Annotated in this window: 25 protein-coding genes and 2 pseudogenes; 6 read left to right on the forward strand and 21 right to left on the reverse strand. The window is 48.2% G+C overall.

The features are described from left to right. Positions 1 to 45: 45 nt before the first annotated feature. From paeX to IG609_RS09440, 10 genes and pseudogenes are all read right to left on the reverse strand, one after another. Positions 46 to 999 (reverse strand): pectin acetylesterase PaeX, encoded by a 954-nt coding sequence (paeX, locus tag IG609_RS09395; protein WP_193398676.1) that lies wholly within the window; start codon positions 997 to 999, stop codon positions 46 to 48. A 348-nt stretch (positions 1000 to 1347) separates the two neighbouring features. Next, positions 1348 to 2064, reverse strand: a complete 717-nt coding sequence (locus IG609_RS09400) for an oligogalacturonate-specific porin KdgM family protein (protein WP_193398675.1) — start codon at positions 2062 to 2064, stop codon at positions 1348 to 1350. Between the two features lie 255 nt (positions 2065 to 2319). After that, a complete protein-coding gene (locus IG609_RS09405; RefSeq protein WP_193398674.1) occupies positions 2320 to 3609 on the reverse strand; it encodes an ABC transporter substrate-binding protein in 1290 nt (429 codons plus the stop codon). Positions 3610 to 3624: 15 nt separating this feature from the next. After that, positions 3625 to 4752, reverse strand: a complete 1128-nt coding sequence (locus IG609_RS09410) for an ABC transporter ATP-binding protein (RefSeq protein WP_102117547.1) — start codon at positions 4750 to 4752, stop codon at positions 3625 to 3627. A gap of 13 nt (positions 4753 to 4765) precedes the next feature. Beyond that, positions 4766 to 5671, reverse strand: coding sequence for a carbohydrate ABC transporter permease (locus IG609_RS09415; RefSeq protein WP_102117548.1), 906 nt, complete (start codon positions 5669 to 5671; stop codon positions 4766 to 4768). Then, complete coding sequence (locus tag IG609_RS09420) at positions 5664 to 6554, reverse strand: carbohydrate ABC transporter permease (protein ID WP_102117549.1); 891 nt, start codon at positions 6552 to 6554, stop codon at positions 5664 to 5666. The genes IG609_RS09415 and IG609_RS09420 overlap by 8 nt, the downstream gene beginning before the upstream one ends. Positions 6555 to 6601: 47 nt before the next feature. Next, entirely contained in the window at positions 6602 to 8233 is a 1632-nt protein-coding gene (pelW, locus tag IG609_RS09425) for a pectate disaccharide-lyase PelW (protein ID WP_193398673.1), read from the reverse strand. A 274-nt stretch (positions 8234 to 8507) separates the two neighbouring features. Then, positions 8508 to 9125: pseudogene (kduD, locus tag IG609_RS09430) on the reverse strand (2-dehydro-3-deoxy-D-gluconate 5-dehydrogenase KduD); the annotation flags it as partial. 334 nt (positions 9126 to 9459) lie between these two features. Next, positions 9460 to 10221 (reverse strand): 2-dehydro-3-deoxy-D-gluconate 5-dehydrogenase KduD, encoded by a 762-nt coding sequence (gene kduD, locus IG609_RS09435; protein WP_102117551.1) that lies wholly within the window; start codon positions 10219 to 10221, stop codon positions 9460 to 9462. 83 nt (positions 10222 to 10304) lie between these two features. Then, positions 10305 to 10513, reverse strand: a pseudogene (locus tag IG609_RS09440) (5-dehydro-4-deoxy-D-glucuronate isomerase); the annotation flags it as partial. Positions 10514 to 10821: 308 nt separating this feature from the next. Between IG609_RS09440 and IG609_RS09445 the strand changes: the two are divergent. Then, a complete protein-coding gene (locus tag IG609_RS09445) occupies positions 10822 to 11154 on the forward strand; it encodes a cupin domain-containing protein (protein WP_010275594.1) in 333 nt (110 codons plus the stop codon). A 108-nt stretch (positions 11155 to 11262) separates the two neighbouring features. On the opposite strand, the gene hxpB is transcribed toward IG609_RS09445, so the two are convergent. Then, complete coding sequence (gene hxpB, locus IG609_RS09450) at positions 11263 to 11928, reverse strand: hexitol phosphatase HxpB (RefSeq protein WP_193398672.1); 666 nt, start codon at positions 11926 to 11928, stop codon at positions 11263 to 11265. A gap of 186 nt (positions 11929 to 12114) precedes the next feature. Here hxpB and IG609_RS09455 point away from each other — a divergent pair, with 186 nt between their 5' ends. After that, positions 12115 to 12663 carry a YniB family protein gene (locus tag IG609_RS09455; RefSeq protein WP_193398671.1) on the forward strand — a complete coding sequence of 183 codons (549 nt, stop codon included), beginning with the start codon at positions 12115 to 12117 and terminating at the stop codon, positions 12661 to 12663. Between the two features lie 87 nt (positions 12664 to 12750). On the opposite strand, the gene IG609_RS09460 is transcribed toward IG609_RS09455, so the two are convergent. The 5 genes from IG609_RS09460 to IG609_RS09480 all read right to left on the reverse strand — a co-directional run bounded on the left by IG609_RS09460 (position 12751) and on the right by IG609_RS09480 (position 17597). Continuing rightward, on the reverse strand, positions 12751 to 13611 hold the full coding sequence (locus IG609_RS09460) for a fructosamine kinase family protein (RefSeq protein WP_193398670.1): 861 nt from the start codon (positions 13609 to 13611) through the stop codon (positions 12751 to 12753). Between the two features lie 467 nt (positions 13612 to 14078). Beyond that, positions 14079 to 14936, reverse strand: coding sequence for a metal ABC transporter permease (locus IG609_RS09465; RefSeq protein ID WP_193398669.1), 858 nt, complete (start codon positions 14934 to 14936; stop codon positions 14079 to 14081). Then, positions 14933 to 15796, reverse strand: coding sequence for a metal ABC transporter permease (locus IG609_RS09470; RefSeq protein WP_011093949.1), 864 nt, complete (start codon positions 15794 to 15796; stop codon positions 14933 to 14935). Before IG609_RS09470 ends, IG609_RS09465 begins: the two co-directional genes overlap by 4 nt. Next, complete coding sequence (locus tag IG609_RS09475; RefSeq protein ID WP_193398668.1) at positions 15796 to 16686, reverse strand: manganese/iron ABC transporter ATP-binding protein; 891 nt, start codon at positions 16684 to 16686, stop codon at positions 15796 to 15798. The genes IG609_RS09470 and IG609_RS09475 overlap by 1 nt, the downstream gene beginning before the upstream one ends. After that, positions 16683 to 17597: a metal ABC transporter substrate-binding protein gene (locus IG609_RS09480; protein WP_193398667.1), complete on the reverse strand. Its 915-nt coding sequence runs from the start codon at positions 17595 to 17597 to the stop codon at positions 16683 to 16685. Before IG609_RS09480 ends, IG609_RS09475 begins: the two co-directional genes overlap by 4 nt. 948 nt (positions 17598 to 18545) lie before the next feature. Here IG609_RS09480 and IG609_RS09485 point away from each other — a divergent pair. The 3 genes from IG609_RS09485 to rlmA all read left to right on the forward strand — a co-directional run bounded on the left by IG609_RS09485 (position 18546) and on the right by rlmA (position 19875). Beyond that, a complete protein-coding gene (locus IG609_RS09485) occupies positions 18546 to 18662 on the forward strand; it encodes a DUF2627 domain-containing protein (RefSeq protein WP_085996916.1) in 117 nt (38 codons plus the stop codon). 41 nt (positions 18663 to 18703) lie between these two features. Beyond that, on the forward strand, positions 18704 to 18913 hold the full coding sequence (gene cspE / locus IG609_RS09490; RefSeq protein ID WP_005968829.1) for a transcription antiterminator/RNA stability regulator CspE: 210 nt from the start codon (positions 18704 to 18706) through the stop codon (positions 18911 to 18913). A gap of 128 nt (positions 18914 to 19041) precedes the next feature. Next, positions 19042 to 19875 carry a 23S rRNA (guanine(745)-N(1))-methyltransferase gene (rlmA, locus tag IG609_RS09495; protein ID WP_193398666.1) on the forward strand — a complete coding sequence of 278 codons (834 nt, stop codon included), beginning with the start codon at positions 19042 to 19044 and terminating at the stop codon, positions 19873 to 19875. Between the two features lie 67 nt (positions 19876 to 19942). Here the strand turns inward: rlmA and mntP are convergent, their stop codons facing one another. The 5 genes from mntP to manX form a co-directional block, all read right to left on the reverse strand. Then, on the reverse strand, positions 19943 to 20515 hold the full coding sequence (gene mntP, locus IG609_RS09500) for a manganese efflux pump MntP (protein ID WP_180784235.1): 573 nt from the start codon (positions 20513 to 20515) through the stop codon (positions 19943 to 19945). 424 nt (positions 20516 to 20939) lie between these two features. Beyond that, positions 20940 to 21398, reverse strand: a complete 459-nt coding sequence (locus tag IG609_RS09505) for a DUF986 family protein (protein ID WP_193400742.1) — start codon at positions 21396 to 21398, stop codon at positions 20940 to 20942. 77 nt (positions 21399 to 21475) lie between these two features. Continuing rightward, on the reverse strand, positions 21476 to 22318 hold the full coding sequence (locus IG609_RS09510; RefSeq protein WP_193398665.1) for a PTS mannose transporter subunit IID: 843 nt from the start codon (positions 22316 to 22318) through the stop codon (positions 21476 to 21478). A 14-nt stretch (positions 22319 to 22332) separates the two neighbouring features. After that, positions 22333 to 23130 carry a PTS mannose/fructose/sorbose transporter subunit IIC gene (locus IG609_RS09515; RefSeq protein WP_193398664.1) on the reverse strand — a complete coding sequence of 266 codons (798 nt, stop codon included), beginning with the start codon at positions 23128 to 23130 and terminating at the stop codon, positions 22333 to 22335. Between the two features lie 197 nt (positions 23131 to 23327). Then, positions 23328 to 24296 carry a PTS mannose transporter subunit IIAB gene (gene manX / locus IG609_RS09520; RefSeq protein WP_193398663.1) on the reverse strand — a complete coding sequence of 323 codons (969 nt, stop codon included), beginning with the start codon at positions 24294 to 24296 and terminating at the stop codon, positions 23328 to 23330. A 567-nt stretch (positions 24297 to 24863) separates the two neighbouring features. On the opposite strand from manX, the gene IG609_RS09525 reads away from it, so the two are divergent. Next, complete coding sequence (locus IG609_RS09525) at positions 24864 to 26420, forward strand: TerC family protein (RefSeq protein ID WP_193398662.1); 1557 nt, start codon at positions 24864 to 24866, stop codon at positions 26418 to 26420. The last annotated feature ends 91 nt before the right edge of the window (positions 26421 to 26511 follow it).

Raw genomic sequence — 26511 nt, forward strand, 5'->3', positions numbered from 1 at the left:
ATAAGAGATTATCCCTGTCTGCGGAAGTAGTGACGGCGTAACGATTTATTTCGACGGTTCGTTACTTACCGGTAAAACACGCAGCCAATTGTCCAGCAACTGAGGCCAGGCAGCCGCTGGAAGCCCTTTGGTACCGCGCAGGCCGAAACCGTGTTTCCCTTTTTCAAACAGATGCATTTCGACGGGAATCTGTTTTTCCCGCAGCGCGCTGAACATCACCAGGCTGTTATCAACCGACACTGATGGATCGTCAACGGCATGCACCAAAAACGTTGGGGGCGTCTGAGCGGTAACCTGCTTCTCCGGAGAATAACGCAGCACCTGCGCTTCCGTCGGCTGCTCGCCGATTAACTGTTTGCGCGAACCTGCATGCGCAATGTTCGCCTGCATTGAAATAACGGGGTACATCAGCACCATGAAATCAGGGCGTGCGCTTACGCTATCAATGGCATCCGTCGCTGGGTAAATAGACTGGGCGAATCGGGTTCCCAGGCTGGCAGCGACATGACCACCAGCGGAGAATCCCATAATGCCGATACGCTGTGGGTTAATGTGCCATTTCTCGGCATTGGCTCTCAAGGTTCTGATTGCACGCTGGGCATCGGCTAACGGGGCGTCAGCACCTTCTTTATGGCCTTCACCGGGCATGCGATAGGTCATCACGAAAAGGGTATAGCCCTGTTGATTAAAGAACGGTGCCAGATCGCTACCTTCCTTATCCAACACGACGCGCTGATAAGAACCGCCGGGCGTGATGAGTAACGCCATGCCATTGGGTTTCTCTGCTGGGTAAACGGTAATTTCGGGGCTGCGAATGCCGGTTGCTGCCCGATCGGGAAGAGAGGGATCTTTGCTGCGCTCTACCACTTGCGGCTGTACCATTGAAGAAGAGGCACCTGGCGCTTCACCGTGTGGCCAGACAGGAAAAATAGGTTGGGCGTAACTTAATCCATTTACCGACATCATAATGGCTCCGACAAGCAGAGAACGAACAATCATGATAGATCACCTGACAAAGGGAAGGAGGGGGAAATCGTTGGGCGATGGTAAAAAATAGGGTAGCCATCACATCGGAGAAAAAATGACCACCCTGAACCGCAAACTTTAATAAAGAAATAACATTCATACACGAAGAGGGTAAATCAGACACAGCAATTTCAACAGCTAAAACGTATGTAACTAAATTACATATAACAACGCCACAGGTAACAACGAAACGTAACTAATTTAACTTACGACGGACATCATAATAAAGGGATGTTAATGATAAGATACCGTTGACTAATCAATTAACACTAACATCCCTTTTGCCAACTAATAACGCTTATTTAAACAATAAGGCGGTTATTAGAAGCTGTATTGCACACCAACACGGTAACGAGTTTGACGGTTGTCGTTAGAACCAGAGTCCGCAACGTTACCTACCGCCATATAAGGCTTCCAGTTTTTATCCCATTTATAAGCCAGTTTCACATCATGATCGATTTTCCAAGTTTCGAAGTCAGACTGGTATTGACCTGCCTTATTTGCTTTTTTATAGTCCAGTTCATACTCAACTTGGAAACTTTTCAGGAAGTTATAGCTAACCACTGCGGTTAAGTTATAGCCGTTTTCCTGGTTGTTTTTTGATGAATCTGCAAGATTACCGCTATTACGCTTGTAGTAAGGGCGATAACGTAAGGAAGTCGACAGGTCGTCAGTAATATTTACTTTACCGCGCAGATAAGGGCGATAGTTGTTGGAGTCAGAGTTTGATTCTAAAGAGAATCCTGGCTCTAAAGAGAAAGTCTTATTGAAGTTGTAAACATAGCTAGCAACTACTTCTGTACCGTTGCTGACGGTTTCATTATAAGGTTTGTTCGGCGTTTCATCTTTACCAGATTGTTTCCACTTTGCTTCCGCAGATAAACCGAAGCCATTAGCGAAACGGTGTGACATTACAAGACGATCTTTATGATCGGCTTTCGGGGTATCCATCATTTCATGACGATAATCGATAGTCATCGCCATTGCATTCACGCTAATTAATGAGGTAACTGCCAGAGCTAGTAATTTAACTTTCATTGTTATATTCCCTATTGGTTAGGATGGTTCTAATGCTTTATTTCGAAAGACGCGTTACTCTTTTTGGGACAAGTTCTATTTTATTTATTATTAAATTACGTTCTGTGATCGAGATCGTCTTGGGTAACAAAAAGTAAAATGGGGTTTCAAATTGTGAGGGAGATCGAATTGGATAGGGCGGTTGTTTTAATTTAAATGAAAAATCCCTGCCGTCAGTGCGGCAGGGATGAATAAGCGTCTAAAAGGTGTGCAGCATTACTTCATTGCACGTTTTAGAATACGATCTGATTGACGCTGGAAGTATTTCGCTGCGTCTTCCACCGATTTCTGACCGTAATCGATAGACTGGATGGTATCACCAAACAGAGAAACGATTTGTGGATCGTCGAAGTAAGGTGAAACGGCAACGTCATGTGGCAGCGACAGCGCCAGTTTCAACCCGGCAACGGCTGGTGCATCATCTTTGATCACGCCATCGGCAGTCAACTGAGCTACAGCGGCTTTACTCAACGGTACACCACGTTCCAGGCCCAGAGCCTGAGCACCTTCTTTGCTGTTCAGCAGGAAGTTGATCAACTGAGCAGACTCTTTAGGGTACTTAGTCGATTTACCGATAGACAGCATCTGTGCAGGTTTGAAGAACAAGCCGGCATCTTTCGCACCTGGCAGCATCGGATAGTTACCCAATTCCAGTTTTGCGGGTGGTTGCAGGTTGTCAGAGTACTTAGTAATAGTGGAGTTCCACATGTAAGTACCAGACCATTCACCCGTGATCCATGGCTTCATTTCATACATGTTGCTCTTACCGAAAGACGCATAGTATTTCGTATCAGGCATGACATGGCTGTCGATCAGTTTCTTATACATGCCAAAGAATTCAGCCCATTGTGCATCGGTATAGGCGAATTTCTGACCTTTTACATCAATCGCTGGAATGTTGTACTTCTGAACCATATAAGAATTTAGCAGAGCCAGAGAATCCTGGTGTTCCAATACGATAGGGTAGTATTGGTCGCCCAGTTTTTCTTTGAACACTTTACCAGCGTTCAGCAGCTCGTCCCACGTTTTCGGGTATTCCAGACCGGCTTTTTTCCAGCTTTCGGTGTTGAAATAGAACACGCGAGCCGTAACGGAAATAGGAATACCGTTCAGTTTCCCTTCGACTGTGGTGTTTTGCAGTTCTTTTGACTCAAACTGGGTCAGATCCAGAGAATCTTTAACCTTGTTCAGATCGTAAAAACCATCGCCGTTTTTAGAGAAAATCGGCAGCCAGTTCCAGTTGGTCTGCATCACATCTGGCTCGGTGTTACCGGCAATTTGTGTTGTCAGGCGAGACAGGTGACCATCCCATCCAGTGTATTCCGCTTTCACGGTGATGTTTGGATGCTGCTTATGGAACTCTTCAATCGCTTTAAGCGTCTGCTGGTGACGGCTGTTGCCGCCCCACCAAGACATTCTCAATTCAACATTATCAGCGGCTAAAGACGGCATTGCCACTAATGCCAGAGATGAAGCTATTAACGTGTGTAGGATCGCTTTTTTCATCGGTTACTACTCCTGTTAAAGAGAGATATTTTTTTCTGTTTTTGCATCAAAAATATGGCATTTTTCCATGTCGAACTGGAAATATACCGGACGATGCAGTCCTTTCTCGATAATCAGCCGACCTTCGTCATAAGGAATGCGGCTGGTTAATTCAAAGCCATCGACTTTAATGTACATAAAGAATTCGTGGCCCATGTTTTCTACGCGAACCAACTCACCTTGAGAATGGTTGCCTTCAAATGGCGTATCTGACACAGAAACATAGTCTGGGCGAACACCGAAGAAGACGTCTTGTCCGATATAGCTGCGGACTTTGTCTTGCTTCTCACTGTTTAACACCAGCGCGTTGTTACCCACCACAACGCCAACCTGACCGTCTTTGTCGACCAGTTTACATGGCTTGATGTTCATTTCTGGTGAGCCAATGAAACCAGCAACGAACATGTTGACAGGGAAGTGGTACAGGTTATCCGGCGTATCGACCTGCATGATGTGACCGAGTTTCATCACGCAGATACGGTCACCCATGGTCATGGCTTCAGTCTGATCGTGGGTAACATATACGCTTGTCGCCGCTTTGCCGCTTTTCTTCAACTGCTTATGCAGGTCAGAAATACGGATACGCATGGACGCACGCAGCTTGGCATCCAAGTTAGACAACGGTTCGTCAAACAGGAACACATCTGGTTTTTTAACGATGGCGCGGCCTACGGCCACACGCTGTGCCTGACCACCAGACAGTTGGCGCGGCAGACGATCCATCAGTTCTTCCAGTTCCAGAATTTTGGCCGCTTCGGCTACCTGCGCTTCGATTTGCTCTTTAGGCAGTTTGCTCAGCTTCAGACCAAACGCCAGATTCTCTTTTACCGTCATATGAGGGTAGAGGGCGTAGTTCTGGAACACCATGGCAATCCCACGCTCTTTCGGCGCCAGATTGTTAACAACGCGCTCACCGATACGTACTTCACCGCCGCTGATGGTTTCCAGACCCGCCAGCATACGCAGCGTAGTGGATTTCGCACAGCCAGATGGGCCGACGATAACCATGAATTCACCGTCTTTAATGGTCAGGTCGATGCCGTGAACCGCTTTGAAACCGTTGCTGTATACTTTTTCCAGCTTTTTGAAAATAACTTCAGCCATGATAAATCCTCTATTAACCTTTAATTCCGCTGCTGGTCACACCTTGTACGAAGTAACGCTGTGCCAGGAAGAAAACAATAATGGATGGCAGAATGGAGATGCTGGACATGGCCAGGATTTCATTCCACGGAGCGCCTTCAGTAACGTCGATAGACATTTTCAGCGCCAGCGCAATCGGATATTTATCCACGCTATAGACATAAATCAGCGGACCGATAAAGTCGTTCATTGACCACATGAACTGGAACAGCGCAACAGAGATGATGGCTGGTTTCAGAATCGGCACGACCACATACCACAGTACCTGGAAGGAGTTACAGCCATCAATCTGGGCGGCTTCTTCCATATCACGCGGTACACCACGCAGGAACTGGATCAGCATGAACACAAAGAACCCTTGTGTTGCAAACGCTACTGGCAAATACAGTGGCAGATAGCTGTTCAACATACCCATTTCACGGAACATGAGGTACTGCGGAATCAGCAACACGGTGCTTGGCAACAGCATGGTGGCAATCAGCGTAGCAAACCAGAAATTCTTCCACGGAATGTCAAAGCGAGCGAAGCCATAAGCCACAATCACCGAGGAAATGACGGTCAGAACCACTTTCGGAATCACGTACTGGAACGTGTTAATCATGTAGTGACCGAAATTGTATTCCGTACCGGTTTTCCAACCGTTAACGAAACCGTCCCAGGTGGCGTGAGCAGGCCACAGACCCAACGTGGTGAAAATCTCATGATTCGGCTTGAACGACGCCGAGAACATCCACGCCAGTGGATAAAGCATCAGTAAACCAACGAACAGCAATATCACGTAACGGATCGCGGCACTGAATTTTTCTTTACGCAGTGTGCGGCGTACTTCTGCAGCAGCAACTTCTTGTGCTGTAGTCAGGTTTGAATGCATGTCAGCCATTTTTTCCTCCTTTATCAGCGGAGTAGAACACCCAGTATTTCGACGACTTAAAGGAGATAGACGCAAATACCGCAACAACCAAGAACAGAACCCATGCCAATGCAGCACCGTAGCCCATATCAAAATACTTGAATGCTGTATCATAGATATAGAGCGAGAACAGGTAGGTGTAGTGCGTTGGACCACCGCCAGTGATGACGTAAGGTGCCGTAAACTCCTGGAATGCCTGGGTGGTCTGCATGATAAAGTTAAAGAAAATAACTGGCGTAATTAATGGTACCGTTACTTTCAGGAACATTTGCCATTTGGATGCACCGTCGATCATAGCCGCTTCATACTGAGATTGCGGAACGTTCTGCAATGCAGCCAGGAAGATAACCATGGCGGAACCGAACTGCCATACGCGCAACAGCGTTACCGACATCAGCGCTAGCGACGGTTCGCCCAGCCAGTTGATGGCGTCAAAGCCAAACACGCCGAGGAAGCTGTTCAACAAGCCATCAATGGCGAACAGCGCGCGCCACAGAACGGCAATGGCCACGCTGCTGCCTAGAATAGAAGGCACATAGTAAGCAGTACGGAAGAAACCGATACCACGTAATTTGAAATTAAGTACAAACGCAATTAACAGTGCGAAGATTAATTTCAATGGAATGGTCAGAAATACATAGGCAAAGGTGACACCCATGGATTTCCAAAAGAGATCATCCTCCAGGAACATACGGTGATAGTTTTCTAGCCCCGTAAATTCAGGTGGATTGATCAAGTCATACTCAGTAAAACTGAGGATAAATGACGAAACAAAGGGGAAAGCGGTAAAAATTATCAGCCCTATAATATAGGGGGAGATATAGGCTAACCCCAGCATTCTGTTTTCATTCATAATGCTTACCTATTGATTAATTGTGAACCATTAAAAAAAACATAAAATTAAGCTGTTAATAACTCTGGATAAATTAATTCCACGTCATAAACAATTCTATTTTCCCCGTTAACGTGAAAATCACCGTGAACATATCCACCTTGTGTCAGATACGGCGGGATATCGTTTAATTTGTTGCGACAAGCGGCAACGAAAGTCAGTAAAGCCAGCGGATAGGTATCATCCAGACGAACATAACGATGCTGTGCGGAGCGAACGAACAAACCACGATGGAAGTGTTGTTCAAACAGAACGCCAGCCAACTGCGCGGCGTAATGTGCCCAGGATTCTGATTGTTTGTGCTCGGCCAGCTCAATAACGGTCAACAAAAGTACTGGGCTGGCGATATGCTGAATGTCTTCTTTGTTCAGCCGCGTCAGCATGGTGTTAACCAGAGCGTACAGGTCCTCATCGCCACTCAGACGATAAGCACGAACCAGCGGTAATAAATAATCACCTTCTAATGCAAACGGTTTTAATTCCGTTCCCGCTTTGCCGTAATAGCCATCGCGTTTAAAACGGTAGCCTGTCATGTCCTGGCCGTTGTTCCACATTGGGCGCAACGTGTTACTGGCCACATCGTAGGCGTATTGATAATAATTTTTTAGTCCAGAGATAACCCAGTCCAGCATTTCTGCATCAGGCTGTGTGCGGAGGATATCCAGCATTGCCAGTGGGTTATCAATCAGCAGTGGGCGCATATCACGGAACAGCACATTGGCTTCGCGAGCGATTTCACCGAACTCTGGGCCAAACTGGCGCTGAGCGCGATCGCCAAACCAGGACTGCGTCTGATTGTCGTCTTCCGGCACCGGTTGGCGCTGCTGTGGTGAACTGAACTGATACACGGGCATACCGGTTTCTGGATTGCGTGCCAGAACGTATTGGCGATAAAGATGCTTACCCCAAGCTGCGGCGTGGCTATCGCCCGTGTATTCTGCGTATTTGAAGGCGGCGTAAATCAGGTCTGTGCCAGCATTAACAAAAGTTAGCCCTTTCGTTAATGGCAGAACAGGCCACTGTGCCGGATCGACGACATCATGGCGTGCATGCAGGAAAACGTTTGGATCGCGTTTTTTGCTGTAATCACCATGACGACCCAGATCAAGTGAATCCCAGTCTTCAACGTGCGCGTTCCAGAAACCCTGAAAGAAATTCAGCGTCTTTTCTGCATTAACACGATGCAACAATGCGTAATAGGGAAGGTGGTGCTTTAATTCATGCACCTGAGCTTTGGATTCTGGCCCTTCGCCTGCCAGCGTATCCAAGTTAATAAAACGGTGACCGCCCCAGAAGAACAGGCCGCTATTATCATCAACGAAATGATCCAGAAAATATTCGCTTTGTGCGATAGCGTGCTGCTGGTAACGCTCATTACCCGTAACAACGCTCATGGCACACAGCGTTCTTAGCCAATTTTGCTGGCTGGCAAAATTAGAAATAGGTGCACTATGCCCATCTGGGAATTGCCACATCGCAGGTGCATAATTTTCCACATCAAAACCGTCAGCCAATAATAACGTCGGCTGACTTTGGCTGCGGCCTTTATCCTGAACGCAGGCAATGTGGCTATCGAGTGCTGCAACCCATTCGTCGAGCTGCGATTTCCTGCTGGTGTATAAGTTTTCAAAAATACTCATGGAGTACCTTCTTATGGAACCGTGTGAACAGTTCCTTATAAATAGAAACACTGTTTTGATTGATTATATTGCGCTATTAACCTTGCCGTCATGCACGCAATATCGAAAGTGTGATCAAAGTCGGAACGTTGTTTTGATTTTTTTTTAAGAAAGGATTTTGACAGGAGAAAGAATCATGAAAATCGAAATAACAACTTGAAAAACAAATAAAAAGCACAACCGGAATTGTGCTTTTTATCGTAGGTTGGCGAAATGCTGCTAAGAAAAATTTCCTTTAGCGAGCCAGCCAGCCACCATCAACGGCAATCGTATAACCATTGATGTAGTCAGATGCGCTGGATGCCAGGAAGACGGATGGGCCCATCAGATCCTGTGGCAAACCCCAACGGCCAGCTGGGATACGATCCAGAATTTCTTTGCTGCGTTCTTCATCGGCGCGCAGTTGCTGGGTATTGTTGGTCGCCATATATCCCGGTGCAATGGCGTTGACGTTGATACCGTGTTTTGCCCACTCGTTCGCCATCAGACGGGTTACGCCCATAACGGCGCTTTTTGATGCGGTATAAGAAGGTACACGGATACCACCTTGGAAGGACAGCATAGAAGCGATATTGATGATCTTACCGCCTTTACCTTGCTTGATGAACTGGCGAGCAACGGCCTGAGACATAAAGAAAACGCTCTTAATGTTCAGGTTCATTACGTCGTCCCAGTTTTTCTCGCTGAACTCGATCGCATCTTCACGACGGATGATACCGGCGTTGTTGACCAGAATGTCAACGTGACCAAATTCAGCAACGGCTTTCTCTACCAGTTCAGCATGACCAGAGACATTGCTCATGTCGGCGGTCAGGCTGAGGAAGCGGCGTCCCAGTGCGGTGACTTTTTCGATAGCAACCCATTCGTCGAGCTGCGATTTCCTGCTGGTGTATAAGTTTTCAAAAATACTCATGGAGTACCTTCTTATGGAACCGTGTGAACAGTTCCTTATAAATAGAAACACTGTTTTGATTGATTATATTGCGCTATTAACCTTGCCGTCATGCACGCAATATCGAAAGTGTGATCAAAGTCGGAACGTTGTTTTGATTTTTTTTTAAGAAAGGATTTTGACAGGAGAAAGAATCATGAAAATCGAAATAACAACTTGAAAAACAAATAAAAAGCACAACCGGAATTGTGCTTTTTATCGTAGGTTGGCGAAATGCTGCTAAGAAAAATTTCCTTTAGCGAGCCAGCCAGCCACCATCAACGGCAATCGTATAACCATTGATGTAGTCAGATGCGCTGGATGCCAGGAAGACGGATGGGCCCATCAGATCCTGTGGCAAACCCCAACGGCCAGCTGGGATACGATCCAGAATTTCTTTGCTGCGTTCTTCATCGGCGCGCAGTTGCTGGGTATTGTTGGTCGCCATATATCCCGGTGCAATGGCGTTGACGTTGATACCGTGTTTTGCCCACTCGTTCGCCATCAGACGGGTTACGCCCATAACGGCGCTTTTTGATGCGGTATAAGAAGGTACACGGATACCACCTTGGAAGGACAGCATAGAAGCGATATTGATGATCTTACCGCCTTTACCTTGCTTGATGAACTGGCGAGCAACGGCCTGAGACATAAAGAAAACGCTCTTAATGTTCAGGTTCATTACGTCGTCCCAGTTTTTCTCGCTGAACTCGATCGCATCTTCACGACGGATGATACCGGCGTTGTTGACCAGAATGTCAACGTGACCAAATTCAGCAACGGCTTTCTCTACCAGTTCAGCATGACCAGAGACATTGCTCATGTCGGCGGTCAGGCTGAGGAAGCGGCGTCCCAGTGCGGTGACTTTTTCGATAGTGTCTTTCGGTTCAACGATGTTGACGCCGACGATATCACAACCTGCTTGTGCCAGACCGATAGCCATGCCCTGACCCAAACCCGTATCACAACCCGTGATCAGAGCAACTTTACCTTGCAAATCAAAAGAATTTAAAATCATATCTGTAATCTCTCTATAAGCGACAAAATACTTAGTCGTTAGCTGTTACTGTAGGGAACACCGGTAATTCCGGTTGAAAGCGATTAACGTAACTCGCTAACCTTGACGTGACCCATGTCACCGAAAACGTGATTCTCGCCAACCATGCCCCAGATAAAGGTGTAGCGTCTGGTGCTAACACCGGAATGCATCGACCAGATCGGTGAAATCACCGCCCGCTCGTTTTTTATTACTCAATGACGCGTTGCCTGCTGCTGCCTATCATGTGAAAAACGGCCATTTCATGACTAACCGTTCTTGGTGAAAGCGCCGGGCGAAACAGATGATGCTGCGTGGCAGTGACAACGTCACCTGCTCCTCAACCTGCCCGGTTCTTTCTTGTTATGCGGGATGATAGTTTGGATGGGATGCGAATTCAATAAAAATGAAATAATGTTTTATTTATTTCTTGAGGGCCGTCATGGTTTTGCTTATTTTATGTTTTTTCTGGTACTGATGTGGCTAAAATGTCGCAATCCATAATCATACCCTCGTTGTCGTGCACGCTTTGTTGACGCAATAGAAGGTATGGGCAATAAAAGCGTTAGAGGAGAGATAACGATGAGAAGATACTTTATTGATGATGAAACGCCGTGGGAAGAGCTGGGCGGTGGCATTAAACGTAAAATCATGACCTGGAGCGATGAGCTGATGATGGTTTACGTGCACTTTGATAAAGGTGCAATTGGTACGCCGCACTTCCATGAAATCCACGATCAGATTGCTTATGTTGCCGCTGGCAGCTTTGAGGTCGTGATCGAAGGTGAAAAACGGATCCTGAAAACCGGCGACGCCTATCTGGCGGTGAAAAACGAGATGCACGGCGTGGTCTCGCTGGAAGACGGCAGCGTTCTGATCGATGCTTTCTCGCCTAAGCGAGCGGATTTCCTGTAATGCCTCAACACGTGGTCAGCCAATAGACTGGCCACGCTTTCGTCATATCTTGCGATGGTTGCTTTCTATTCTTTTACTTCGTTGTTCCTAATTCCTACACCAAAACTCTCAGGTTAAATGCTCAGTGGCAAGCTGATCCAGAGAATCCAGCTTATAATCGGCTAGCGCCCAGCGTGCGTCATCGCGAAACTCAGCCTGTGGAATAACGATTGAACGCATGCGTGCCGCCTTGGTTGCGATCATGCCGTTCACCGAATCTTCCAACGTCACACACTGTGTCGGAGGAACGCCGAGTCCGTTTGCTGCATTCAAATACACGTCTGGATGAGGCTTGCTATATGGCAGTATTTCGGCTGACATTAAGACATCAAAGTAGTGCTCCAGATTAAACATTTGCAGTACCTGCTGCTGCATGCGGAGCGGCGAAGCGGAAGCCAGTCCAATTTTGAGATTCTGTTCACGGCACAGTTGCAGTGCATGTTCGACGCCGGGCAGGAGGGGACGCTGTTCAGCAACGAGCTCAATCGCACGATCGATAATACGGCGGACAACCTCGTCTCTTGCAGGTGTCGCCCAGGGAGAGCGTTGATACCAGAGTTCGACCACCATATCGATGCGTAAACCCAGAGTATCTTTCATGGATTCGCGTAGTGAAATATCGACGCCAAGCGAGGCGATAACCTCCAGTTCGGCTTTGTCCCACAACGGTTCTGAATCAATCAGCAGCCCATCCATATCGAAAATCGCCGCGCGTATAGAAGAATCAAAGGACATACCACTGGCTCCGTCAGCAAAAGAAAAGAAAGTTTACGGATAAACTATACCCTAATAAGTCGAGTTGCAGGGCGCTACTCAGGTAGTGCGGGAGATAAAGTGTTGACTGCGCGTAAAGTTACAGTAGGCTACCCGTCGTACTAAAACGATATATTACCGATGTTGCGTCGCTAAGAAGGGGTTCTCATGACGTATCAACAGGCTGGCCGTATTGCCGTCGTTAAACGCATTGCCGGATGGATCCTTTTTATTCCTGCGCTGCTTTCAACCTTCGTCTCGCTGGCTAATTATCTCTACGCGTATACCCAGAAAAAACAGGGTATTGATGCTGTTCTCTTGGATTTTGTGCACCTGATGGTCGACATGGTGCGCTTTAATACGCCTTTCCTGAACATTTTTTGGTACAACTCGCCAGTACCGGATTTCACGCGTTTTTTCAGTGGGGCGACGCTGATGTTTTGGCTGATCTACATCCTGATTTTTATTGGCCTGGCTTTGCAAGTGTCGGGGGCACGGATGTCGCGTCAGGCGAAGGCCATTAAGGAAGGCATTGAAGATCAACTGATTCTGGAAAAGATGAAAGTTGATGGCGGGAATACGCGTGAGACGCTGGAATCACGTGTTATTGTTCCTGGACACTCGATTTTTGTGCAATTCTTTCCGCTTTATATCCTGCCGGTGATTGTCGCGGGTATTGGCTATCTGGTGTTACGTTTATTAGGATTGCCAGTCTGATTGACGGTCTGGCGCAATGATTGGCGCCAGACGCTGTATTCCTCTCATTTTTAGATTAAGTCCTCATCTTAGTGCAACCATCTCGCCTTAGATCAAACGCTGTTGCTCAATGAGCTGTTGTGCCTCAACAATGTGTTTGCCGCCGAAAAGATTGGCCCGGTTAAGTAGATAATAAATCTGGTAAATGGGCTGACGCTCGATAAACCCTTTATCCAACGGCCATACGCTCTGGTAACCATCATAAATTTGCACGGGCAGGGAAAGGTAGCGTGGCAGCATCGCTAAATCACATTCTCTGTCTCCCCAATAGCAGGCCGGATCGAACAGATAAGCACCATCCTGACTATTCGCACAATTATCTGGCCATAGGTCACCGTGCAGGAGCGACGGCTGAGGCTGATGTCCTGCCAAACGTTCCTCAACGCGTGCGATCAGCGTTTCAATGTGACCGAAATGCATTCCTTTTTCCGCCGCCAACTGCAACTGCCAGCCAATACGCTGTTCGGCAAAAAAGGTCGCCCAGCGCCGCTGCCAGCTGTTTGGCTGAGGCGTTGTTGAGAGGTCATTATCGAAATCCAGCCCAAATTGTGGCTGGTCGCTCCACTGGTGCAGGTGAGCTAACTGTTCACCCAGGCACCAGGCGCTGTGCGCATCCAACGGTTTGACGGGAAGATATTGCAGAAGCAGGAAACTGTTATCGCGTGAGCTACCGACCCCATAGACAGTGGGGATACGCACCGTATTACTGCGGCTTAGCAAATGAAGTTGATCGGCTTCAGCCGTGAATTTGGTCAGCATTTCACGACTATCGCATTTTACGAAGACGTCATGCTCGCCGTAACGGATGTACCAGGCTGGATGTATTTCACCGCCGGATAATTCGCGACGTTCCTGAATATCCGCAGCACCGTGATGTTCTTCCAAAAGTCGGCTGATAGCTTGCCACATAAGGTCATCCTCCCGTTGATGTTGCCTGATACCCTGCTGTTCACTGGGGTGATTTGTTTACGGTAACCCATTGAGCGCAATAAAAATGGAATCTATACCTCAAATAATTCGAGTTGCGGGAAGGCGGCAAGAGAAGGACAAATTCGTCGGGAACGAATTTGACCAGCCAACGGCTGGCCTTCGGTGAGAGACAGGATGTCTCTCATTTCATCCCGATGAGCTTACTCAAGTAAGTGATTCGGGTGAGCGAACGCAGCCAACGCACATGCAGCTTGAAGTATTACAGGTATATAGCACAGTGATAACCATCGGTGGAGATAGCGCGAAACAAGTATAGTCGGAATTAAACATAACGGAGTTAGGATGGCGCTCAATCCGTTGGATGAAGAAATAAAATAGGGATAAGTGACGTAACCGGCGGTTATTTTCCGGTTACGTCATGCTAAGAGACTTGTAGAGGGAAAGGATTACAGTGCGTCGGTGATAGCCTGAGAGGTTGCCTGACGACGCAGTTTAAGCTGGTGGTAGGTCAGTGCTAGCGTAAAGAACAAGGCCTGAACGATGACGATGCAAGGACCTGTGGCGCCATCGATATAGAAACTGATCAGGGTGCCAGCAATACAGGAAATGACGGAAACCAGCGTGGCGACAAGCACCATACGTTCGAAACGTTTACAGACCATGAAGGCAATAATACCCGGCGCAATCAGCATCGCGATCACCAGAATAACGCCGACGGCCTGCAAGGATGCAACGATGGTCATTGCTAACAGGCTCAGCAATCCGTAGTGCAGCAGCTTAACGGGCAGGCCGATAACGCGGGCATGATTGGGATCGAAGCAGTACAGCATGAAATCTCGCCGTTTCAATAAAATAACGGCTAGCGTCACTCCAGCAATCAATAATATTTGCGTCAGCTCTTGCTGAGTGATGCCCAGCACGTTACCAAACAGAATATGATTCAGGTGCTGATCGGTATCGATGCGCGCAAACATCACGAGCCCCAGCGCGAACATGCCGGAAAAAATGATCCCCATTACTGTGTCTTCTTTGACCCGGCTGTGTTCTTTCACGTATCCCGTTGCGACCGCACAAAAAATACCGGAAACGAAAGCGCCGATGACCAACGGGATCCCCAGTAAGAACGCAACAACGATACCTGGCAGCACCGCATGGGAAATAGCATCACCCATTAGTGACCAGCCTTTCAGCACCAGATAACACGAGAGCACGGCGCAGACCGTACCGGTGACGACGGCGGCGAGTAACGCACGCTGCATGAACGGGTAGGACAGGGGATCGATGAGCCAGCTAATGAGCGTCATAATGCATCTCCTGATTGATCGCGTAACCGCAGGCGGCGCGAGGCCAGCAACCCATGCTTGGGTGCAAAGACAAATGCCAACAGGAAGACGACGGTTTGCAACGTGACAATCACGCCACCGGTTGCGCCATCGAGGAAGAAACTCAGGTACGCTCCAACCGCGCTGGTGATCGCACCCAGTGCAATAGAAATCACAACCAGACGACCAAATCGATCGGTGAGCAGATAAGCGGTGGCACCCGGCGTAATCACCATAGCGATCACCAAAATCGCCCCGACAGTTTGCAACGCTGCTACCGTACAGGCACTCAGTAACGTAAAGAACAGAATTTTCAGCTTCAGTGGGGAAAGACCGATCGAGCGGGCATGGTTCTCATCAAAGAACACGGCCAACAGATCCTTCCACAGCAGGCAGAGAATCACGAACGTCACGCCGATAATGATTTCAACTTGCAGGACATCTTCGTCGGCGATGCCTAAAATATTGCCAAAAATGATGGATTGCACGTTAACCGATGTTGGGTTGAGCGAAATAATCAGCAGGCCGACAGCGAAAAACGTTGAGAAAATAAAGCCGATAATCGCATCTTCACGCAATCGGGTAATGTGACGAATCAGGGTCATCGCCAGCGCGGCGAGCATGCCAGTAAAAAATGCACCCGCCGCGTAGGGCAAGCCCAGCGCATAGGCTCCTGCGACACCGGGGACGACGGAGTGGGAGAGCGCATCGCCCATCAGCGACCAGCCTTTCAGCATCAGGTACGCCGAAAGAAAAGCACACACGCCGCCGACAATCGCGCTGACCCAGATCGCCTTGACCATGTAGTTATAGCTGAATGGCTGCAACAGGATATCGATCATCAGGGCTGTTTCTCCTCCGGTATCACGCGTGACGCAGGAGGATCGCTCTTGGTCGACCCATAGAACACGGCTGGACGTTCATCGTCTGTTAATACGGTCACCGAGCGGACATCGTCATCATCGTGAAGATGAGAACCTCCGAGGTTGATGTGTCGCAGAACACCCCCGAACGTTTTCTCCAAATTGCTTTGGGTAAAGGTGCTGTGCGTCGGCCCTGCGGCTAAAACGGTACGATTGACCAAGATAACGTTGTCACAAAACTCAGGCACGCTACCGAGGTTATGGGTTGCCACCAGAATCAAATGCCCTTCATCGCGCAAGGTGCGGAGCAGGTCGATAATCGCGTTCTCTGTTTTAACGTCTACGCCGGTGAAAGGCTCATCCAGCAGCAACACGCTGCCTTGTTGAGCCAGCGCCCGTGCCAGAAAGACGCGCTTTTTCTGTCCACCGGACAGTTCACCGATCTGGCGATGTTGCAGCGTCGATAGCCCGACGCGCTCCAGCGATTCCGCCACAATAGCGCGGTCTTGTTTGCTGGGGATGCGCAGGAAATTCATCCTCCCGTAGCGGCCCATCATGACTACGTCGGAAACCAAAACGGGGAAATTCCAGTCTACGTCTTCCGTTTGTGGAACATAGGCAACCAGATTTTGTTTCAGTGCTTGGTAGATCGGTTGCTGGTTGAGCAATACCTGCCCTGAGGTTGGTTTGACTAACCCCATAATGCTTTTGAACAACGTCGATTTCCCGCTCCCGTTTACGCCAACCAAGGCGCAAATCGTTCCACCGGTTAGGGAAAAAGAAGCATGACGAATAGCCTGATGCCCGTTGCTGTAAGTAACCGAAACATCATTGACGTCTAATGACTGTACTGCTCGATCACTACTCATTGATTAAATCCTTTCGCGATAGTTTCCACCGTCACTTGTAACAGGTCGATATAGGTCGGTACAGGACCTTTCTCTGTAGACAGCGAATCAACATACAGCACGCCGCCATATTTCGCCCCCGTTTCTTTGCTGACCTGCTTTGCTGGCTTATCAGAAATGGTGCTTTCGCTGAATACGACAGGGATAGCCTTCTCTCGCACAGTATCAATAACCCGACGCACCTGCTGCGGCGAACCTTGTTCGTCAGCATTGATTGGCCAGAGATAGACTTCATTGAATTGATAATCCTTCGCCAGATAGCTGAAGGCTCCTTCACTGGTGACTAACCAGCGTTGCTGTTCTGGGATACGGGCAAGACGCTCGCGCAGCGGCGCGTCGAGAGCCTTAATTTTTTCTGCATAAGCTTTGGCGTTACGGTTATACGTCTCTGCATTGGCAGGATCGGCCTGCACCAGACCTTTGCGGATATTTTCGATATAGATTAATGCATTGGAAGGGGACATCCAGGCATGCGGGTTTGGGTTGCCATTATAGGCACCTTCGCGGATAGGAAGCGGCGTGATACCTTCCGTCACGACAACGGCAGGCACATTTTTTACGTTCTCGAAAAAGCGCGTAAACCAGCGTTCGAGATTCATGCCGTTCCACAGCACCAACTGTGCAGACTGTGTTTTAACAATATCACGCGGTGTCGGTTGATAATCATGAATCTCCGCACCGGGTTTAGTAATGGACTCAACCGTCGCGGCATCACCTGCGATATTTTGTGCGATATCCTGAATGATGGTAAAGGTCGTGATGACTTTAAGCTTTTCAACCGCCTGAGCGGAGGTGCTGACTAAAAGCAGTAGAGCGCACGGCAGCGCGATGCGATGGAGTAGGGCAGGTAAATGAGCGTGAAAACCAATCATGCGGATATCCTTACAAACCGTGAAAACATTACTTGAGAATAATTATCAATATCATTTAAGTCAAGAGGCAGAAAAGAGCGGAGAATGAATATTGGAGGGTGTCTCATGACACAATAAGTCACTGTTCGCAGGCGCGTAGCACGCGCTTACGCGGGTTAAGGAACGCATCATGCTCCTTTGGTAACAGAAATGTTGCTTTAATTTAATGAATCGTACTTAAGGTTACCACGAAAGTCTAACGGTAACGGTAGTGAACTGTCGCACGACTGTACATAGCTATACGCATGGTGAAATTTACGCTAAAAGAAGAGATAAATCTGATGCATCCTTAAGAAAATACCGACGACTGCCGATAAACCATAAAGAATGTGAGAGATGCCTCTATTTTATACAAAAGGATTGTAAGCGATATGAGCACAAAATCAGAGCGACGTTGGAAACTAGCAAGTTTAGTCTTATTGACTTTTTTGGTGGTATTATTAGTGCTGCTGGTTCAAAGCAGTTAATTCCTAACGTGACGAAATGTTAGGTTATAAATAATTTCTATTATGTAATGTATTAATGCAAAGATACAGATAGCATAAAAATGGCAATCGATTTTAAACATTGATATAAGCGTGACTGTAGTTGGGCACGCTTTTTTTTAATGGTTAATATTCTTTCATTGCAGAGCGCCAATTATAGCTTTTTGTTATGATTGCCGATGCCTCTTTGCCCAAAATGCGAGGGCTGTCGCGTATTTTTTTGCATAATAGAATCTGAAATGCGCTTATTGTTCTGTGTTAGATGCCGCCTGTGAATATAGGTGTCAGCGAGCATTATCGTGTATTAATGAATCAAGGATGACGCGAATTTGTGCGGCATGTCTACGACTGATAAAAAAGCCCTTGCCATCGTTTACATAGTGTGTAATAACGCTTCTGGGTAAAACGAGGTACAGTTCTGTATATGAATGGCATTTTCAGTAAAGAAGACTTAAGTACAACCTTTAGTGTTGCATGCTGCTTCTCTGCCGATCCTTATCTTAGTGCCTCAAGCAGTAACGACTTTGGTTTGTCTGTATAACGCCTTTTTGGCGGTTTAAACAATTAAAGGAAATATTTGAAATGGCAAAGATTAAAGGTCAGGTTAAGTGGTTCAACGAGTCTAAAGGCTTTGGTTTCATCACTCCTGCTGACGGCAGCAAAGATGTATTCGTACACTTCTCTGCAATTCAAGGCAACGGCTTCAAAACTCTGGCTGAAGGCCAGAACGTAGAATTCGAAATTCAGGATGGCCAGAAAGGTCCTTCTGCAGTAAACGTCACTGCGCTGTAAGTTTACAGCTCTGTTGCAAAACCCGCCATGGTGCGGGTTTTTTGTTGTCTGCATTTTATCTGCACCCGTGATACTTTTATCTACACCCGTCATGCAATGAAGACGTTTTTAATGAGGAAAATGTGCCGATGAGTTATCAGTGTCCGCTATGCCAGTTACCTCTGGAGCGACACCCGCGGCAGTGGACGTGTGGTAAACATATCTTTGACTGTGCAAAAGAAGGGTACGTCAACCTGTTGCCGGTACAGTTTAAGCGTTCAAAACAGCCTGGCGACAGTGCTGAAATGATGCAGGCGCGGCGCTGCTTTCTAGAGGCCGGTCACTACCAACCGCTACGTGACGCCGTTGCGCAGCACGTAGATCGTATTACGGCGGATGACGCTGCGGCGCTGCTGGATATCGGCTGTGGCGAAGGGTATTACACTGCCGAGCTGGCCCACCGTCTCACATCGCGCAGAACGATGACGATATACGGGCTGGATGTTTCCAAAGCGGCGATTCAGCGTGCGGCAAAGCGGTATGACAACGTTGAATTTTGCGTGGCTTCCAGCCAGCGGTTACCTTTCCAGAATCAATCCCTTGATGCTGTGGTAAAGATCTATGCGCCGTGTAATGACGCGGAATTACAGCGCACTGTTAAGGTTGGCGGTTGGGTGGTGACGGTATCTCCGGGGCCACGGCATCTTTATCAACTGAAAGCAGAAGTCTACGATGAGGTGTTATTACATCCGAGCAAAGATGAAGTGTTCGCAGGCTTTCAGCTTATGGATCAGCAAACGCTCGCGTATCCGATGCAGCTATCCGGGAGTGAGGCTGCCGCATTATTGCAAATGACGCCCTTTGCCTGGCGGGCAACGCCAGACGTCAGCGAGCGGCTGCAGGCGGCCACCGCGTTTAGTTGTGAAACAGACTTTATTGTCCGCTTGCATCAGCGTGTTGATAGCGACGCGGTAGTTGCGTAATCGAGAAGAATAAAAACGGGCAGCGCGATAGTCGGTCTGCCCGTTGATCTGAAGCATGACGGGTATATCAGGCGGCGTAGCCGAGGTGTTCGTACAGGATATTGCAGCCGATACCAATCAGAACCAGCCCGCCCATCACTTCTGCTTTTTTACCGAGAATCGGGCCGATATAGCGGCCAATCATCATTCCGAGCGTCACCATAATCATGGTGGCGCAGCCTATCACCATCGCAGTATGGAAAATATTGACCTGAAGGAAGGCCAGACCGACGCCGATTGCCATGGCATCCAGGCTGGTGGCGACGGCAGTACAGATCAGTAGCGCCAGACTATGATTTTTGACTTTTTCGCAGCGGCAGTCCGAAGAACCTTTGAGGCCTTCAACAATCATGCGGCCACCCAGAATCAGTAACAGCGTAAAGGCAACCCAGTGATCCCATTCGAGAATATATTGGCTGGCAAAAAAACCGAGTGCCCAGCCGATGAGCGGAGTGATAGCTTCGATAACACCAAAAATGAGGCCAGTACGAATGGCATCGCGGAAACGGGGATTATGCAGGACGGCACCTTTACCGATTGACGCGGCGAAGGCATCCATTGACATACCCAATGCTAGGATAAGTGTTGCTGACATGTTCATTTTAAGTAGCCTCGGCTGGACGATTAACCATATACACGCAGATCATCCCCAACCCGAATGATGATGCCACGTGTCTATGGTCTCGCCTGCCAATCACGCTTGGCCGCCCGCACCACGTTTATGCTCCGATAATATGGAGATAGAACGAGTATGTTGATACGAGCATTTCTGACGAGTGATTATGAATAATGACTAATCAGAAATCGGCTACTCCCCAATGACGGCGCAACCTTACCATATTATTTATGGTGCAAACAACACTAAAAGTTTTAAGTGTTAATAATGCAATTGATAATTATTTTCATTTGAACATTGGCAATGAAGGGCCGTATAAAATAACGCTAGAGTGATTGTGGTTAAAATACCATCTAAACATGAGGTGTATAGTCAACGTTATTTTAAATAATTTAAACGTAAACTTACCTCATTGATTTTCAATCATAAATTTATATATTCTCTCTAAATCGTCGAGCTGTGCAACCTGTATCAATAAACGACGCTTCTCAAGTTCGATAACTAATACGCCATCCTCAGATAAATTCATATTTTTAATTCTGATATAAGGAATGAATATATTCGCATAAAAGAACCCGGTTGATTTAAAAACCAGTTTGGGACGGCGAATATAAGCCAGATAGCACGCCATGAAGGCCAGCGAAATCAAAAGATAGGTGGTGATAATGGCACCATTGCTCATCACATTCTGATAAATAAGAATGCCGACTAAGCCGATAAAAATCAGCGTATCGAGTCGATTCATCCGCTTTAAGGGGACGAGGATCTGTGTTTTCCCTTTGAGTTTATCCATGATGAACTGATCGTAGATGGCATAAACCAGTGCTAATGCAATCAACACCACTAGCGTGATATCCGTCATCGTCATCCGTATTATCCTTGCCCGTTAACTATTGTGTCCGTGAATAAAAATGGCTGGGCGTATTGGCACCCAGCCATTGAATATTACACGCCGAGCAGACCGATCCAGTACCCGAAGATACCAATGGCGAAGAAGCCCATAATCAGCCACAGTGCATTCACCTTGCGCCGTAACAGCCACATACAGCCGAACGTCAGCAGTAGGGGAACGAGCCCCGGCATAAGCTGGTCAAGGATGGATTGAACGGTGGTCACTGTGGTTTCCCCGCTCTGATTCGTCACTGTCGACACCACCATCGGAATGTTGACGTGAGTCCATTTATTGACCAATGCCCCCATGACAAATAAGCCGAGGATAGAAGCCGCTTCAGTCATTTTTTGCAGGAAACCGCCGCCCATATCGCTGACGATATCGATCCCCTTGCGATAGCCGTAGGCGACGCCATAGTAACGCACCAGCAGGCGAACCAGGTTAAACAGGACGAAGAAGAGGACTGGCCCCAGCAGACTGCCGCTCATGGCAATCCCTGCCCCTAGCGCAGCGAATACCGGACGGGCGGTACCCCAGAAGATCGGGTCGCCGACGCCAGCCAGTGGCCCCATCAGCCCGACTTTCAGGCCGTTTATTGCCGCATCGTCAATGGGCGCGCCGTTCGCGCGTTGCTCCTCCATCGCCATCGTTACGCCGAGTATCGGTGCGGCAACAAAAGGCTGCGTATTGAAGAACTCCAGATGGCGCTTGATTGCTTGTTTACGCTCTTCCGAATTTTCAGGATAAAGACGGCGAATCACCGGTACCATGGAAAAACAGAAGCCGAGTGCCTGCATACGTTCAAAGTTCCAGGAGCCTTGAAACAGGTTGGAACGGATAAACACCGCGCGGATATCGCTGTCAGTGAGTTTTTTGACTTTCGTATTTTCGACCATTTTTCTCACTCCTGTTAATCCAGTTCGTTATCAAGGTTGTTGTTGCCTGATGCGACAGGCTGGCCTTGAACCTTGTTATATTTCGGGCTGAGTTGGATATAGAGCACCGCCATCACAATACCGATTACGCCCAGAGCCACCAGATTGAACTCAGTGAAGGCAGCGGTAACGAAACCAAGATAGAAGAACGGCATCAGGTAACCCGCGCGCATCATGTTGATGACCATCGCGTAACCGACGACGACGATCATCCCACCGGCGATATTCAAGCCGTTAGTGACAACGTCTGGGATGGAGTTCAGCAGCGCATGAACGGCGTCGGTGCCAACGGAAACGGCAACGATCACCGCAGGAATTGCGATACGCATGGCTTGAAGCAGCAAGGCAGAAACGTGAATCCAACTGATAGCCGTTAGATTGCCTCGCTCTGCCGCGCTGTCTGCCGCATGCTGGAACGCAACGGTGATGGTACGAACAATGATGGTTAATACTTGCCCAGCTGCCGCAAGCGGGATCGCCAGAGCAATCCCGGCGCCGATCCCCTGACCGCCAGCAATAACCAGAATGGTTGAGATAATGGACGCCAGCGCCGCATCGGGTGCTACAGCTGCACCGATGTTCATCCAGCCTAACGCGATCATTTCCAGCGTACCGCCAATAATGATCCCGGTTTTTAAATCACCTAATACTGCGCCAATCAGCGTACAAGCGACGAGTGGACGGTGGAACTGGAATTCATCAAGAATCGAACCCATCCCCGAAACACATGCGACGAGAAATATCAGCACAATTTGAAGTGTGGTAATTTCCATCGTACTTCTCCTATAAAATGTGTCTGAGTAAAAATAAATCGCCATCCCCGTTGTTTTTCAAGGTCAACGTAAAGTTTTCAATATCGACGTAAAGCTTTTTAATATCGACATAAATACCTATCTTGAAAATCGTCAGGTCTATAAAACTATTATTGATGGTGACAGTAGCGTTAATAACCGTCGTAGCACGATAGGTATCAACGCGGCATTTTGTTAATCAAGTCCATCATTTTAATCTGGGAATCGGTTGATACTTTCCGAACCTCCAATTCAATACCGCGTTTATCTAATTCACGGAATGCCGCAATATCCTTTTCATCGATAGAGACGGCATTATTTACCTGCGTTTTCCCCTGTTTGAATGCCATCCCACCAATATTGACCGAGGTGATATTTACGCCATTTTCGATCAGTGTTAATACATCCGTCGGATTGGTGAACAACAGCATCACGCGGTCGGCGGCATATTTCGGGTTGTCATAAACACGAATGGCTTTTGCCACATCCACGACGTGCGCGGTAACGCCCGGCGGCGCGACCTGAGTCAGCAACGTTTTACGCACGTGATCGGCGGCGACTTCATCGCTGACAACAATAATGCGCGAAACATTGGTTTCTTTCGTCCAGCGGGTGGCGACCTGACCATGGATCAGACGGTCGTCGATACGTGCCAACCCAATCTTCATATGTTCGCCGGGTCCTGCCGGTGTGGGGATGGCGTTGGTTCTTGTTGGCGGGGGAGAAGAAGAAGACGTTGCTTTGTGGGCTTCCTGATGCTTCAGGGCCTTTACGCCATCTCTACCGGCTTCCAACGCGATAGAAACCAGATCGGAGAAAGACGGGTTATCATCCCGAGCCATAAAGGTTTCCGCTAGCATGGGAATATTCACGCCAGCGATAACATCATGGTTTTCTTTGTTGGTGACGAGGCGGCTGGCGGCGTTGAATGGGCTGCCGCCCCAGGTATCAACGAGAAACAGCACGCCTTGTGATGTGTCTAACTGCGTGAGCTTTTCCTGATATTTTTCTATCAATGTTTCGGCGTTTTCTCCAGGAACAAAATCAATCCAGGCGACATTACTTTGCTCGCCAAGAATCATTTCTGCTGTCTTTAACAGCGGTCCCGCAGTGGCGCCGTGAGTGCATAACATGATGGCAATACTCACTTGCTACCTCCTCACGTTCACGATCAAAAAAGAGTCAATGTGTCAGGAACCGAGTCAGCGTTCACAAGCTGAACGTTAACCGTCGCGGTATTAGTATGGCTGCAAGAAAAAATTTTACCGTGGATTCATGACATTCACTGTATTCCTCCAGGTTGTCAGGCGAGAAATCGTGACTGACAGATTTATTTTACTTATCGAAAAAATAAATAGTGTGATGATGCTCTAATGCTGACCAGTTAAACCAAGGGCTAAAAGGGCGCTGAATGGGAAAATTTAGGCGTGTTATCAATGCAAAGCTGGTCTAAGAAATTCTTTGTGAAAATTGGTAACAACCTGTTAGAGTAAACCTCCCTTAAATTGCTTAGGAGCACCGGGCATCAGCCCTTCCCATGGACTGTCACCGACAAAACGTTCTCTGTTTTCCCGCTAATGTTGGCGGTTTTCTGTACTCAACTGGTCACTCAGACCCCATTCAGAATCTCTCTGATTCACACCAACTCTTTTTATTACCATTCAATGCGGCTCATGCATTGATGTCATCTGCTCGTTCATTTTCTGGAGTCTGACATGGAATTTTTGCTAGATCCTTCAATCTGGGCAGGTTTATTGACGCTGGTGGTACTGGAAATTGTTCTGGGTATCGACAATTTGGTGTTTATCGCCATTTTGGCGGATAAATTACCTCCCAAACAGCGAGATAAAGCCCGCATTATCGGTTTAAGCTTGGCGCTGTTAATGCGTCTCGGGCTGTTATCTTTGATTTCCTGGATGGTCACACTGACGCGTCCACTGTTTAGCGTTGGTGATTTCAGTTTCTCGGGCCGTGACCTGATTTTGCTGTTCGGCGGTGTTTTCCTCTTGTTCAAAGCCACGATGGAGCTACATGAACGTCTAGAGAATAAAACGCATGACGGCAACAGCAATCGCGCTCATGCCAGTTTTTGGGCTGTTGTGGCACAGATCGTCGTGCTGGATGCCGTGTTCTCTCTGGATGCTGTGATTACCGCGGTAGGCATGGTGGATAATCTGGGCGTCATGATGACGGCGGTGATCATCGCAATGGGCGTCATGCTAATTGCCTCTAAACCATTGACCAACTTCGTCAACCAGCACCCAACGGTGGTTGTTCTGTGTCTCAGCTTCTTGCTGATGATTGGTCTGAGCCTGATGGCGGAAGGTCTTGGCTTCCACATCCCGAAAGGCTATCTGTACGCTGCGATTGGTTTCTCTATCCTGATCGAAATGTTTAACCAAATTGCCCGTCATAACTTTATGAAGCACCAGTCGCACCGTCCTTTGCGTGAACGTACCGCAGAGGCTATTTTGCGCTTGATGGGCTCACGGAAAAACACGGACGACGTGGATGCGGATGAACCGCAGAAGAAACTCACTACAGAGGAATTCGCTGAAGAAGAGCGCAATATGATCAGCGGTGTGCTGACGTTAGCCTCGCGTTCACTGCGCAGCGTGATGACGCCGCGTACTGAAATTTCCTGGGTGGATAGCGCAAGTTCTGTCGAACAGATCCGTATGCAATTGCTCGATACGCCTCACAGCCTGTTCCCAATCTGTCGTGGCTCGCTGGATGAGCTTATCGGCGTCGTTCGTGCCAAGGATCTGCTGGTGGCGCTGGAAACGCAGACCGATGTGGAAAGCTTTGCTGCGGCTAACCCGCCAATCGTCGTGCCGGAAACGCTGGATGTGATTAACCTGCTGCCCGTTCTGCGTCGTGCGAAAGGTAGCCTGGTCATCATCGCCAACGAATTTGGCGTAGTGCAAGGGTTGGTCACGCCACTGGACGTGCTGGAAGCGATCGCGGGCGAGTTCCCGGATGAAGACGAAACGCTGGATATCATCCCAGACGGCGAAGGCTGGTTGGTGAAAGGCGGAACGGATCTACACGCGTTGCAACAGGTGGTGGATAGCAGTGAGCTGGTTGATCCGAAGGAAGAGTACGCTTCACTGGCGGGGATGCTGTTAGCACATAGTGATGAGTTCCCGAAAGTCGGTGCCATCATCGAGTTGTACCACCTGCGCTTCCATATCATCGAGGTGTCTGAATACCGTATTGAACTGGTGCGTGTAGAACGCATCATCGATCGGGAAGAGGATGAAGACGCGTAAGCCGTTCTGCGTAAGTAGATGACAAAATGAAGCCTCGCCAATGTGGCGGGGCTTTTTAATCGGTGGAAAGAAAAAGCGAAGTGGGGTGCGG

The sequence above is a fragment of the Pectobacterium quasiaquaticum genome, assembly GCF_014946775.2.
GTDB lineage: Bacteria > Pseudomonadota > Gammaproteobacteria > Enterobacterales > Enterobacteriaceae > Pectobacterium > Pectobacterium aquaticum.